The sequence below is a fragment of the Chakrabartyella piscis genome (assembly GCA_030067835.1).
Lineage (GTDB): Bacteria > Bacillota > Clostridia > Lachnospirales > Anaerotignaceae > Chakrabartyella > Chakrabartyella piscis.
In genome coordinates this window covers 2,049,841-2,064,424 of sequence record CP092441.1, presented here as the reverse complement: position 1 = coordinate 2,064,424, position 14,584 = coordinate 2,049,841, and the positions used below count along the sequence as shown (strand labels likewise).

The window sequence follows — 14,584 nt, the reverse complement described above, 5'->3', positions numbered from 1 at the left end:
GTGTAGTGTAATGTAGGGGATGGCGTCCTCGACATCCCGTAATGAATTGCTACAAAACAACAACGGAGCGATGAGGGCATCGCTCCCTACAAAAAACCAAAACCATAAAAACGTTGTACTTGTAGGGGCATCTCTATGTGGATGCCCGCATCGAATACCCAGAAAGGAGGAAATCCAATGGGACATATACAATTATTAGATACCAAAACCATCAATAAAATTGCAGCAGGTGAAGTGGTGGAATCTCCAAAATCTGTGGTCAAAGAATTGGTGGAGAACTCCATAGATGCTGGTGCTACTTCCATTACAGTGGAAATTAAAGAGGGTGGCACTTCCCTCATTCGCATTACAGACAATGGTAGTGGTATCCCAAAAGAAGAAGTGAAAACTGCTTTTTTACGTCATGCAACCAGTAAAATGAGCCAAATTGAGGATTTGGAAGAAATCTTTACACTTGGTTTTCGTGGAGAAGCCTTGGCAAGTATTGCTGCTGTGGCACAAGTGGATATGCTCACAAAAACTGCTGATGCAGACTTAGGTATTGCCATCGAAGTCAGTGGTGGAGAGCTGAAAGAAATGAAAGACGCAGCTGCCACACAAGGTACAAGTATTTCTGTCAAAAATCTATTTTACAACGTACCAGCTAGAAGAAAATTCTTGAAAAAACCAGCTACAGAAAGTGGAAATGTGTCTGCACTTATGAATCAATTTGCTTTGGGACACCCAGAAATTTCCTTCAGATATATCAATAATGGAACAACAATGCTCCATTCTTCAGGCAATGGAGATTGGAAAACAGCAATTTTCTATGTCTATGGCAAAGAAGTTGCAAATGGTATGATCCCCATTTCGTATACAAAAGATGGGTATACCATCAAAGGGCTCATTGGAAAACCTGAATTGTCCAGAGGAAATAGAACCTATGAAAATCTATTCATCAATGGCAGATACATCAAAAATGGAATTGTGTCATCTGCTGTGGAAGATGCTTATAAAACACGTTTGATGGTGGGAAAATTTCCTGTATTTTTGTTGCATTTATCCATACATCCATCAGAAGTGGATGTGAATGTGCATCCAGCAAAATTGGAAGTGCGTTTCAAAAATGATAATGAAATCTATGAATTGTTTTACAATGCAATCCAAAAAACCTTAGAAAAAGAAATCTTTATTCCAAAAGTCAGTTGGGATAAGAAAGAAACTGCAAAAGACAAGCCTATTTTACCAAAAGTGGAACAACAAAATCTGGGTAGTATTTTGGAAATTGTCAAAGAATTTGCACAAGAAGGTATGGTGGAAGCACAAAAAGCAGAAACCAAAGCTACAAATGATGTGGCAAAGGAAATACCAAATCCAGTGCAACCAAAATTGGAACGCTATGCACCAGCAACAGGCGGTGGCAAATCTGTAGACCAATTGCTTGGTAAGAAAACAGTGCCAGAAAATCGTGTTATGCAAGATAAAACACCGTATACTGCAAAAACACCTGTTGAATTGCCAAAATCTGTGGAATTAGCAGAAAAACCAGTGACACAACCAGTTGTTGCAAAGCAGGAAGCAAAGGAACCAGAAAATAGAAAAGCATTCTTCAATCAATATAAAATTGTAGGTCAAATTTTTAGAACCTATTGGATGGTGGAACAAGGTGATTCCATGTATCTCATAGACCAACATGCTGCACATGAACGTGTTTTGTATGAAGAATTTATGGGCAAACTCCAAAAGGAACCTGTGGTGTCACAACGTTTGTTGAGTCCTTTGATGTTGCATTTGACAGAAAGTGAAATTGCTGTCATGAAGGAAAATAAGGACTTGTTGCAAGAATTTGGTTTTGAAGTGGAACAATTTACAGAGAAGGTGTATGCACTCCAATCTGTGCCTTATATGTTTCATGAGCCAAGCGGTGTTGGTTTCTTTACAGAAATTTTGGATGAATTGGCAGAACAAAAAGTACATTCTGTGTATGAACAAAAATATATGTCTGTGGCAACCATGGCTTGTAAAGCAGCGGTAAAAGGTCATGATTCTTTGAGTTACCAAGAAGCAGAAGCTTTGATTGGTCAACTGCTCAAATTGGAAAATCCATTTTCATGCCCACATGGCAGACCAACCATCATTGAAATGACAAAATATGAATTGGAAAAGAAATTCAAGAGAATACAGAACTGAAATCAGAGAAATTAAAGGATGATATTATGAAAAAACCCTTGGTTATGATTGGTGGACCAACTGCTTGTGGCAAAACTGCTTTTTCCATAGAGTTGGCAAAAAAAATAAATGGTGAAATTATTTCTGCGGATTCCATGCAGGTGTATCGCCATATGGACATTGGTACAGCCAAGGTGCGTCCAGATGAAATGGATGGAGTGCCACATTATTTGATTGACGAATTTGACCCAGATGAAGAATACAATGTTATGATTTTTCAAAAAATGGCAAAAGCCTATATGGAAGAAATCTGGAACAAAGGTAAAATTCCCATTGTGGTAGGTGGCACTGGTTTTTATATCAATGCTTTGCTTTATGACAGTGAGTTTACAGAAACAGAATCAGACACATCTTATCGTGAATTTTGCTACCAATTGGCAGAAACTGAAGGCGCAGAGGTGTTGTTTGCAAAACTCTTGGAAATTGATCCAGAATACGCAAAAACCACACATGCAAATAATGTGAAACGTGTGACACGTGCTTTGGAGTATCACCATTTGACAGGTGAAAAGTTTTCAGATCACAATGAAGAACAAAAGGAAAAGGAAAGTCCATACAATGCCAGTGTGGTCATTGTGCATATGGAACGTCAAAAGATGTATGAACGCATTGAGTTGCGTATTGATTTGATGGTACAAGAAGGTTTGTTACCAGAAGTAAAAGGCCTTTTGGATATGGGATACACACCAGATTTGGTTTCCATGCAAGGGATTGGATATAAGGAATTTGTGCCATATTTCAAAGGAGAATGCACCCAAGAAGAAGCTATTATAGAGCTGAAAACAGCCACCAGACGCTTTGCAAAACGTCAATTGACATGGTTCAATCGTCAAGTGTCAGGCAAATGGGTCAATGTGTCTGAAATGGGTATGGAATTGGCTTTGGAAGAAGTGGTTCTGGATTTGCAAGAAAAAGAGATTATATAATGTAGGGGTATATTTATGTATACTCGTTACAATGAAAAATATGGGAGTTTAATATATGAAAAATAACAAATGGAAAAAGTGGCTTGTAGGTGCATTGGTAGGGATGATGGTATTTTCTGCTGGATGCGGTTCTGATGAAGTGGAAGAAGTGGCAGATGCCACAGAAGTGATAGAAGAAGTGGTAGTGGAAGAAACGGTTGAAAAAGTGGTGGAAGTAGATGAAACTGCTTTGCAAACTGCAATTGTGTATGATTCCAATGTGCCAGAATTGGTTGCAGAAGCAGCAATTCTTGTGGAACAATCCACAGGCACCATTTTATATAAAAAAAATGCAAGAGAAATCATGTATCCAGCCAGTATGACAAAAATCATCACAGCCATGGTGGTTTTGGATTACTTTGCAGCAGAAGAACTCATTACAGTTGGAACAGAAATCAATGTAGTTCCTTGGGATTCCAGTAAAGCGGGTCATATTGTTGGCGAAACATTGACCACAAAAAACTTGATTCGTGGGCTTATGATTCCATCAGGAAATGACTCCGCAAATGTATTGGCAGCAGCAGTTGCCAGACGTGCATCAGAAGACAATACCTTGAATTTCACTGGTTGTGAAGAGGTATTTACCCAGTTGATGAATGACAAAGCAGCAGAATTGGGTGCAAAAGATACCCATTTCACCAATGCACATGGATATCATGACGATGATCATTACACCACAGGGTATGATATGGCATTGTTTGCAAAAGCGTTCTTGGATCAACCCATTTTGATGGAAATTGCAAATGAAATGAACTACATTGGCAATGGTGCAGACAATATGTTTGTGACAGATCCCAGTGTTACCACACAGGATTATGCTTGGCAAAGCCATAACTTGCTTTTGACCAACAATGAATACCAATATGCTTATGCTTCTGGTATCAAAACAGGGTATACAGGTCAAGCGGGCGACTGTGTTGCAGCCGCAGCCTACAAAGATGACAATACATTGATTGCAATTGTATTCAATGCAGAAGACCCAAATCGTTGGTTGGATAGTACAGCACTCTTTGAATATGGATTCAATCAGTATGAAAAAGTGAATTTGAAACAAATTGGCAATGAAGTTTCTTCTATGCCATTGACCAATGAAACACCATTGGGTGATGATACAGTGAATTTGCGTTTTGATGGTGGCGAAGTGGTTTGTTTGCCAGTTGGAATGAAGGAAGAAATCCAAACAGTCAATGTATGGGATGAAGCCTATACAGAAGATGTAGATGGAGAATTGTGTCTTGTGGCACCACTGGAATATGGTCAAGTGGTTGGTGAAGTGTTGTTGCAATTAAATGGAGAAACCATAGATACGCAAAAGATTTCTGTGCTCAAAGCAGTGGAAGAAACCTCTATTACAGCACAAATGAAATATTTCTTCAACAATTTCTTTGATATGATTTTGACACCAAAAGGCTTGTTGGGTATTGGTGTAGTTGTCATTGTTGTGTTGTTGGTTTTGACAATTTTGCGTATTGTAACAGGCAATCGTAGAAGAAAAACACAAGCATATAGCTTTGGTTCAGCAGTAAAACCAAGGAGAAGCAGCAATCGTATTGGTGGAAACAAACGTCGTGGTGGTAGAAGAGGTGGCAGAAGATTTTAAAATAGGAATCAATCTGTTGCTGACTAGAAAAATATGGCGATATATCAGTTGTACATCTTGGGTAGCATTTTGCTGGCTATGCTATGTATTCCCCCAATCTCTTTGTTCTTGTCAACTATTCTGGCATAAATAAGATGACCCTCAGAGTTTTTACTTTGGGGGTTTTTCCTTTGCAGCGAATGCCTGTATAGCAGCGAGAAATACACCATAAAATACGATATATTATAGTAGAAAGAGTGGATTTGAAGAGATGCTTCTTATTGACATGTACTCCAAATTACAATATACTTTATTTTAGAGAAAGAGTATAAAAAGTTAAGATTTTATAGCGATTTAGGGGGTATATATGAAAAGGGTGTTGAAAAGAATGGTGGCATTTTGCGTAAGTATTTTGTTACTTGGGCAACTGTGTGTAGTCAATGTGTTTGCAGCAACAACTTATTTGAATCGTTTGACATTGATTGGAAATGGTGGGACTTTTGAAGGGGCAGCTACCAAGGTGATTGAAACAGATTATACGGATGTAGTGAGATTACTAGACTATTCATTCCAACGAGAAGGGTATACCCTTTCTGGTTGGAGTGCAAATCAAGATGGCAGTGGCGATTTTTATTATCCAAATGATACCCATGATCCAAGTGGTACAAAAACCATAATCAATGGATATTATGATATTTCCACCTACTATGCCCAATGGGAAGAAGCAACACCAACAGGTTCTCTTACAATTCCAGCAGGTGAAACTTTGGTAGCAGTCAATACACGTACTACTGATTTTGAATATAGCGATGATTTTGCAACTGGGGCAGAGTCTACAGGCGTGATACCAGCGTCTACAGCAAATACTGCAAGTGCACAGGAAATAGAGGGCTTATCAGAAGAAAATCTAATGGGGTATGATTCCTTTGGCAAAGGCTTGTTGGAATATGATACAAAGTTGTTTTGGAAAAATGATTTTGAGGAAGTGGATTTTGAGCTGTTTGAAACCAACAACTTTTCAGTAGGGGATAAAAGGGATTTTACGCTGTATTATAATGGTTCTATTGATGTGGAATTTGAAGTTTTGACAACCAGTGGGTATTGTAATGTTTGGGTACCCACCACTGCACTACAAGACTATATTTTAACAAAGGAACAAGCAAATGAGCTGGCAGAAGAATATGACGATAAGATTTATCCATCTTTACTAGAGAACTTTGGTGGCGTGGACACAGCTGATGTGGATAACGATGGCAAAGTTAATTTGATTTGTTATGACATTCAAAATGATGGTGCATATGCAACCGCTTATGTAGGAGGGTTTTTCCATACCGCAGATATAAATAATGATGGAATTGACACCCTTCATGTGGATTCTGCCCAAGGAATACGCACAACAAGCTGGGGGTCAACAACAGTAGATGTTTCCAATTGTTTCAGCACAGTGGCACATGAATTGCAGCATATGATTGCATATTGTGTTGGTATGGTACAAGGATCATATATGCCAACTTTTATCAATGAAGCGTTTTCTATGTCGGCTGAACATATGCTTTATGGGACACAGACAAGTCGAATTACTTATTATAATACCTATAGTAACATTCAAAACGGACAAACTTCTTTGAGTTGTTGGGGTAGTAGTGGGAATACTTTGGATCATTATGCTTTGTCTTATCTCTTTGGACAATATGTGCGTACCCAATATATGCAACAGGTGGGTGTAGATGATGGGGATGTTTTGTATAAAGATTTTTTTGCAAAATTAAAAGTTGCAAAATATTCTGAAATGGGCACCTTTGAGTTGTTGGCAGACATGGTTGGTGCAGGTTCTTCTGAAACTTTGCTTATGAATTTCTACACAGCTTTGTTGGAAAAAGAAGATAGTGGAGCCTATGGTTTTGGTGGTGAATCTTGGGCAAATAGCATTAGTCCTAAGTATGTCACAGGTGATTCGGCATCATTGGTACCAGGAGCAGCTGTTTATTTTGATGCATATGCTTCCTTTACACCAGAAGATGCTGGGGAACATATTGTTTTTGTTCCTTTGGGTGTGATTGCTGGAAACCCTGTTGTGGATATAGCAACCACCGTCAGTGACAACACCACAAAAGTGGAAATTGGTTGCAGTGGATTTGATGGCACTGTATTTTGCGCTTTGTATGACGAATCTGGCAAGTTTATGGATATGGAAAGTGTTGCATGTCAAAATGAAACGTGGAAAACCCACACAGTGACTTTGGATGGAGTTGGAGTGGTAGAAGCATTTGGTGCAGATGCAGAATATAAACCAACCATTGAAATTGAAAATAGAACATAAAAAATAGCCCTCAACTGGAATTGGTTGGGGGCTTTGTGTTGCTATCATCTTTTGCACTGTTGTATTCAAAAGCAAATTAAATTGTCTTTTTGAACAAAAAATCCAGACTGTCACTCTGAACGAAGTGAAAAGTCTTAATTTTTTATGCGGAATTCTTGATTTTTCTGTAAATTCTAGTGCTTATTCTTCATTTTTGCCTACAGCTTTTCTTGGAGGTCTAGGACCTTCATATTGATAATAATCTGTTTTGATACGACCATTGAACAATTTGCGTTTGCGGTCTGCTTTACGACCAAAAAGGGTTTCAAAGTATTCCATGGAAGTAATCAAATAAGTAGACCATGTGGAATCTTCTTTCATGGTGCGACCCAATGCACGATACATTTCTTCTACTTCTTTCAGTTCACCAATACGTTCCCCATAAGGTGGATTGGTGATCATAACACCATATTTACCTTGTAATTCCACTTCTTGGGAAGGTTTTACTTCAAATGTGATGCAATCGTCAACACCTGCTTTTTCTGCATTTGTTTTTGCCAATTCAATGGCACCAGAGTCGATATCACTGCCATAAATTTCAGGCATTACATCATAATCAATGGCTTTATATGCAGCAGCACGAGCTTCTTTCCAACGATCTTTACCAATACGTTCCCAATCTTCACAAGCAAATTTTCTTTGCAAACCAGGAGCAATGTTTCTTGCAATCATAGCTGCTTCAATGGGAATTGTGCCAGAACCACAGAATGGGTCCAAAAGGATTCTGTCTTTTCTCCAGAAGCTGAGCTGTACCATAGCAGAAGCCAAGGACTCTTTGAGGGGTGCATCCAAAGCATTTGCACGATATCCACGCATATGCAAACCAGAACCACTGGAATCAATGGCAAGGGTTACCACATCTTTGAGAATACCCACTTGGATGGTATAAGAAGCACCAGTTTCATCAAACCAGTCTGTTTTGTATTTTTCTTTCATTTTCTCTACAACTGCTTTTTTGACAATGGCTTGACAGTCAGAAACACTGAATAAAGTGGATTTGACAGATTTACCAACAACAGTAAATTTACCATCTTCTGGAATCCAATCACCCCAAGGAAGTGCTTTTGTTTGGTCAAACAATTCGGTAAAGGTAACAGCAGTAAAGCTACCCATTTTGATCCAAACTCTACCAGCACAACGAAGCCAAAGATTTGCTTTGACAATGTCAGACTCATCGCCTGTAAATTCAACTTTACCGTCAGATGTTTGGATGTTTTGGAAACCAAGGTTTTGGCATTCTCTTTTGACCACAGATTCCAAACCAAATGTGGTGGATGCAACAATTTGTATACTCATGTAAATTCTCCGATCTTGATATCAATATATTGGTTATAAAAGGTACAATATTAGTCTGTATTACATTTTTCGTAGGGGAAGATATCATCTTCCCGCTGGTTTTCATATTCAAATGGGCAAACAAACCCAATCTATCAAAAGTATTCATTTATCATACCACAAAATCATAGAAAACCCAATAAAAACAAAGTGATTTTAAGAAAAAAGACAGAAGTTTTTCATGAAATCCCTTGAATCTACAGGCAAAACAAGGTATGATAATATGACTATATAAATGAATTGAGAAATGAGGGAACATATGTATAAATTATTGAAAACAAACGGACGTGCCAAACGTGGCGAATTCCATACACCACATGGTGTGATTCAAACACCTGTATTTATGAATGTTGGTACATCCGCTGCAATCAAAGGTGGTATTTCTTCAGAAGATTTGGAAGAAGTGCATTGCCAAGTGGAGCTTTCCAACACATATCATTTGCATGTTCGTCCAGGGGATCAATTGATTCGTGATTTGGGTGGCGCAAGAAACTTTATGCGCTGGAACAAACCTATGTTAACAGATTCTGGTGGCTTCCAAGTGTTTTCTTTGGGATCTTTGCGCAAAATCAAAGAAGAAGGCGTATATTTTAGTTCTCATGTGGATGGTAGAAAAATCTTTATGGGACCAGAAGAAAGTATGCAAATCCAATCCAACTTGGCTTCTACCATTGCAATGGCATTTGACGAGTGTATTGGTTTGCCAGCAGAACGTCCTTATGTGGAGGCTTCTGTGGCACGTACCACAAGATGGTTGGAACGTTGTAAAGTGGAAATGACAAGACTCAATGGCTTGGATGAAACACTCAACAAAGAACAAATGCTCTTTGGTATCAACCAAGGGGTACTTATGGTGACATTCGTATCGAACATGCTAAGGTGCTTTCTGATATGGATTTGGATGGTTATGCAATTGGCGGTTTGGCTGTTGGGGAATCCCATGCAGAAATGTACCAAGTTTTGGAAGATGTGGTTCCATATTTGCCACAAAATAAACCAACTTATTTGATGGGTGTTGGAACACCTGAAAATATTTTGGAAGCAGTGGATCGTGGCGTGGATTTCTTTGACTGTGTATTGCCTTCTAGAAATGGTAGACATGCTCATGTTTATACCAGTGCTGGAAAATTGAATTTGATGAATGCAAAACACAAAACAGACGATTCACCTATTGATCCAAAGTGTGATTGTCCTGCATGTAGAAGATATTCCAGAGCATATATCCATCATTTGTTCAAAGCAAAAGAGATGTTGGCAATGCGTCTTTGTGTGTTACACAATTTGCATTTCTACAATACTATGATGGAAGAAATACGTTTGGCACTTGACGAGGATCGTTTCCCAGAATATAAAAAACAAAAATTAGAAGATTTTAAAATTTCTGGTAAATAATTGTCCTTGACGAAATTTGGAATTTTCGCTATACTATTTATATTGTGAATTTGTCAGAAATGACAGTTGGGTGAGTAAATATACGTTAGGAGAGATTAAAATGTTTTATAATTTATTGTCTACAACAATTACAGCAGGTAGTGGTACAACAACAAGTAGTTCAAGCAGCAGTCTATTCTCTACATCAAATCCAGCAGTTTTGGTAATAGGTTACTGTGTATTGTTGTTTGCAGTTATGTATTTCTTCTCCATTAGACCAAACAAAAAGAAAGAACAACAACTTGCAGAACAAAGAAACGCAATTGCAGTTGGCGATTCCATTGTAACAAACAATGGTATGTTTGGTAAAGTAGTGGATGTTACTTATGAATGTTTCATTGTAGAATTTGGTATGAACAAAGGTGTTCGTGTACCAGTTTTGAAAGGTGAAGTATTTGCAAAAAGAGAGCCAAATCTTTCCAATGAAGCACCAGTTGTGGAAGAAGCACCGGTTAAGAAAAAAGGTCTTTTCAGCAGAAAAAAAGACGAAGAATAAGAAATTGATACCAGAAGCCTTGTAGACTGATGTTTACAAGGCTTTTTGATTGGCGCCGAATAGGCATGATTAAACCACCAGTTTTACTGGTGGTAGGCAAAATTCTTACAGTAAAAATATAACCTCCTATGTTAAAATAAAGTTGGTCTGGCAACCACGATATAAAACATAGGAGGTTTTGTCATGAAAGACATAAACAGTTTATCACATTCGAGTTGGAGATGTAAATACCATATAGTTTTTGCACCCAAATATAGAAGACAAGAAATATATGGAAAAATCAAAGTAGACATAGGAAAGATATTAAGAGAATTATGTCAACGCAAAAAAGTTAATATTATAGCAGCAGAATGTTGTAAAGACCATATTCACATGTTAGTGGAAATACCGCCACATTTAAGTGTATCGCAATTTATGGGTTTTTTAAAAAGTAAAAGCAGTCTTATGATATTTGATAGACATGCAAATTTAAAATATAAGTATGGAAACAGGCATTTTTGGTGCAGAGGATATTATGTTGATACGGTTGGAAAATATGAAAATACAATAAAAGAATATATAAGAAACCAATTGCAGGAGGATATTATAGAAGATCAAATCAGCTTGAAAGAGTATATTGACCCGTTTACGGGTAATAAGAGTAAAGAGGACAAATAAAATAGCCCCCGGGTAAGGGGGCAGTCAGTAATAGTCATGTGATTGTCAGACTTTTCAGTGCCTCTTAAGAGGCTACCACAAGAGATAACCCCTTATAGGGGTAGTTCAAACCACCAGTTCAACTGGTGGTTTTGATTGCGTAAAAGTGGAGAATTTAACGGAACACAAGATTATTTATATAAGGTGTAGTGTAATGTAGGGGAGGATATCATCCTCCTGTTAAAAAACAAGATAGGAAAAGAGGAGTGGTAATTCTAGGAGTGGAAGCGGTTTAAGGTTTAAAGAGTTTCAGACCTTACTTTTCACTGGAGAAAAGTAACAAAATCCACCACTACTTCCGAAGCGTGGAGCACGGTTCAAGATGGGTCTAACTCGACCCCTCTTGAAAATCACCCCCAAAAGTAAGATATGTGGTGGTATAAATCCTACGATTAGACCGTGAGTGACAAGCCCCTCACCTCTTGATTACTGTTTCAAAGCCAAAGTAAGTAGTGAACAAATGACTTTTGATTTCCACTCAACCTTTGCTTGCAAAGTGGAACCCTCTCAACTATTACTAGTAAAAGTTTCAATAAGTGTCTCTAGCCATGAAGGAAGTACGCTCAGCCATAAATTATAGCAATAGCCATGTCTATTCCACCTTGTAGGGGATTTTTAAGGGCTTGCAAAGCCCTTGAACCGTGCTCCACGCTTCGGAAGTAGTGGCACTTTTTGTTACTTTTTGGTGTCAAAAAGTAAGGTCTGAATGCTCTAAATAGTGAACAAATTCCTACCTAAAATTAATTCACATATATCATAACAGACAACGAAACGTCACCCCTACAAAATCAACGTACTACAGATTATAAGCATTTGATGAGTGTTATGTTTATGATTTTATATGTAATCTTGAATTTTACCCACGAAAAAAGCAACCATTTCTGGTTGCTTTCCTCTATTAGGGGGGAGAGTACTATATCAACGAAAATTCGTCATTCATTAAAAGGGGTACCCGTACCACTCGGGGAAGTGAATACGGGTGGGAAGTTAAGGGGGCGTCCTTGACTTCCTCTATATCATAACGTAAATATGTGTACAAATTATGAATAGAAACTTAAGGGCAACTTAAGAAAGATTAAGAAAAAATAGATAAAGACGAATAAATTGACACCAGCCATATCAGTGTAGACAAGTGTATTTTATAGATGGACACTTGTGTTGGAAAATATTAAATATTGAGGAAATGAATGGATTTATTTGGACTTTTTTGTTACAATAAAGACATTATCAAACTTAGGAGGAATTGAAATGGATAAGAATACAGGAAACCCTATGAAAATTGAATTTTTGTTTCAAATTGGAATTGTAGTGTGTATAGCACTCAGTGTGTTTTTCAGTGAAATCAAAGAGTTGTTTTGGTCTGGTGCTTGCGTATGTGCAGTTGGTTGGATCAAAAAGGTAGACAAACAACAAAAAGCAGAGCGTGCACAAAAAGAATTGGAACAACAACAAGCAGAACCAGAAGAAGAATTTAAATTTGACCCAGAAGAAGTGGGTTATGATCCAAATGAAGAGGAATAAAAATTTTGACTTGTATGTTGTAGATGTGGTATAATATAGTGCTAATATCAAAAAATGAACGACGAGGGCGTCGTTCACTACCAATTGAGAAACACGGAATTTTGGTGCAATATATTATGCAACCGTAGGACGGGGCTTGCTCCCGCCGTTTTATATAAATGCAATTAGGAGGAAGAAAGTATGTCGGACAGACAAAAAAACATACGAAATTTTTGTATTGTTGCCCATATCGACCATGGTAAATCCACTTTGGCAGATAGACTCATCCAAAAAACAGGTTTGCTCACAGATCGTGAAATGCAAGCACAAGTTTTGGACAATATGGATTTGGAAAGAGAACGTGGCATCACCATCAAATCCCAAGCGGTGCGTTTGATTTACAAAGCACAAAATGGCGAAGAATATGAATATAATTTGATTGATACACCAGGACATGTGGATTTCAATTATGAAGTGTCCAGAAGTTTGGCAGCTTGTGAAGGTGCTGTCTTAATCGTAGATGCGGCACAAGGAATTGAAGCACAAACACTTGCAAATGTGTATTTGGCTTTGGATAACGATTTGGAAATTATGCCTGTCATCAACAAAATTGACTTGCCTAGTGCAAATCCGACTTGGGCTAAGGAAGAAGTGGAAAACATCATTGGTATTCCAGCAATGGATGCACCTGAAGTTTCTGCAAAAAATGGCACCAATATCGAGGAAGTGTTGGAACGTATCATCGCAGATATTCCAGCACCATCAGGCGACCCAGAAGCACCTCTCAAAGCATTGGTATTTGACTCTGTGTATGACCAATATCGTGGTGTTATTGTTTTGATGCGTATTTTCGATGGTCAAATCAGAAAAGGCAGCAAAGTACGTATGATGGCAACTGAAAAAGAATTTGATGTTGTGGAAGTTGGCGTTTTCGGTGCGGGTAGATATATGGCAACAGATGTTTTGGAAGCTGGTATGGTTGGTTACTTCACAGCAAGTATCAAAAATGTTGCCGATACACGTGTTGGCGATACCGTTACAGAAGTGGCAAACCCAACAGCAGAAGCATTGGCTGGTTACAAAAAAGTAAATCCAATGGTATATTGCGGTATCTTCCCTGTGGATGGTGCGAAATATCCAGATTTGCGTGATGCTTTGGAAAAATTGCAATTAAACGATGCAGCTTTGTTCTTTGAACCAGAAACTTCTATTGCTTTGGGCTTTGGATTCCGTTGCGGTTTCTTGGGCTTGTTGCATTTGGAAATCATCCAAGAACGTTTGGAACGTGAATACAATTTGGATTTGGTGACAACAGCACCAAGTGTTATTTATAAGGTATATTTGACAGATGACACCAATTTTGAAATTTCCAATCCAAGCAATATGCCAGATCCTGCACGTATTTTGTATATGGAAGAACCCATTGTCAAAGCAGAAATCATGTTGCCAAAGGATTACATTGGACCTGTTATGGAGCTTTGCCAACAACGTCGTGGCGAATATGTGCATATGGAATATTTGGATGAAACCAGAGCGCAACTCACTTACAATATGCCACTGAATGAAATCATTTACGATTTCTTCGATGTTTTGAAATCCAGAAGTCGTGGCTATGCATCCTTTGATTATTCCCTCATTGGATATCAACAAAGTGAACTTGTGAAATTGGATATTTTGGTGAATCGTGAAGCGGTGGATGCGTTGTCCTTCATTGTGCATAAAGAATCTGCTGTGGATCGTGGTAGAAGAATGTGTGAAAAACTCAAGGGTGAAATTCCAAGACATCAATTTGAAATTCCAATCCAAGCAGCAATTGGTAGCAAAGTGATTGCTCGTGAAACCATTCGTGCATTGCGTAAAGATGTATTAGCAAAATGTTATGGTGGTGACATCACACGTAAGAAAAAATTGTTGGAAAAACAAAAAGAAGGAAAGAAACGTATGCGTCAAATTGGTAGCGTAGAAGTACCACAACAAGCATTTATGAGCGTTTTGAAATTGGAAGAAGAATAAAA

9 protein-coding genes and 1 pseudogene are annotated in these 14,584 nt (G+C 38.1%); 9 read left to right on the top strand and 1 reads right to left on the bottom strand.

From position 1 onward, the window contains the following. Positions 1 to 177: 177 nt before the first annotated feature. The 4 genes from mutL (at position 178) to MJY40_RS09320 (ending at position 7,072) form a co-directional block, all read left to right on the top strand. A complete protein-coding gene (gene mutL, locus MJY40_RS09335; protein ID WP_317853976.1) occupies positions 178 to 2,169 on the top strand; it encodes a DNA mismatch repair endonuclease MutL in 1,992 nt (663 codons plus the stop codon). Between the two features lie 26 nt (positions 2,170 to 2,195). Then, positions 2,196 to 3,134, top strand: coding sequence for a tRNA (adenosine(37)-N6)-dimethylallyltransferase MiaA (gene miaA, locus MJY40_RS09330; protein WP_317853975.1), 939 nt, complete (start codon positions 2,196 to 2,198; stop codon positions 3,132 to 3,134). A gap of 55 nt (positions 3,135 to 3,189) precedes the next feature. Beyond that, entirely contained in the window at positions 3,190 to 4,773 is a 1,584-nt protein-coding gene (locus MJY40_RS09325; RefSeq protein ID WP_317853974.1) for a D-alanyl-D-alanine carboxypeptidase family protein, read from the top strand. 346 nt (positions 4,774 to 5,119) lie between these two features. Further along, the gene (locus MJY40_RS09320) at positions 5,120 to 7,072 is read left to right on the top strand and encodes a hypothetical protein (RefSeq protein ID WP_317853973.1); all 1,953 of its coding nucleotides are present in this window, start codon (positions 5,120 to 5,122) and stop codon (positions 7,070 to 7,072) included. Positions 7,073 to 7,252: 180 nt separating this feature from the next. On the opposite strand, the gene MJY40_RS09315 is transcribed toward MJY40_RS09320, so the two are convergent. Continuing rightward, a complete protein-coding gene (locus tag MJY40_RS09315) occupies positions 7,253 to 8,407 on the bottom strand; it encodes a THUMP domain-containing class I SAM-dependent RNA methyltransferase (RefSeq protein ID WP_317853972.1) in 1,155 nt (384 codons plus the stop codon). A 298-nt stretch (positions 8,408 to 8,705) separates the two neighbouring features. On the opposite strand from MJY40_RS09315, the pseudogene tgt reads away from it, so the two are divergent. From tgt to lepA, 5 genes and pseudogenes are all read left to right on the top strand, one after another. Beyond that, a pseudogene (tgt, locus tag MJY40_RS09310) lies at positions 8,706 to 9,838 on the top strand (tRNA guanosine(34) transglycosylase Tgt). A gap of 100 nt (positions 9,839 to 9,938) precedes the next feature. Next, positions 9,939 to 10,373, top strand: coding sequence for a preprotein translocase subunit YajC (gene yajC, locus MJY40_RS09305; protein ID WP_317853971.1), 435 nt, complete (start codon positions 9,939 to 9,941; stop codon positions 10,371 to 10,373). 183 nt (positions 10,374 to 10,556) lie between these two features. Beyond that, a complete protein-coding gene (tnpA, locus tag MJY40_RS09300; protein ID WP_317853944.1) occupies positions 10,557 to 11,030 on the top strand; it encodes an IS200/IS605 family transposase in 474 nt (157 codons plus the stop codon). Positions 11,031 to 12,317: 1,287 nt separating this feature from the next. Then, the gene (locus tag MJY40_RS09295) at positions 12,318 to 12,590 is read left to right on the top strand and encodes a hypothetical protein (RefSeq protein ID WP_317853970.1); all 273 of its coding nucleotides are present in this window, start codon (positions 12,318 to 12,320) and stop codon (positions 12,588 to 12,590) included. Positions 12,591 to 12,770: 180 nt separating this feature from the next. Then, positions 12,771 to 14,582 (top strand): translation elongation factor 4, encoded by a 1,812-nt coding sequence (gene lepA / locus MJY40_RS09290; protein WP_317853969.1) that lies wholly within the window; start codon positions 12,771 to 12,773, stop codon positions 14,580 to 14,582. Positions 14,583 to 14,584: the final 2 nt, after the last annotated feature.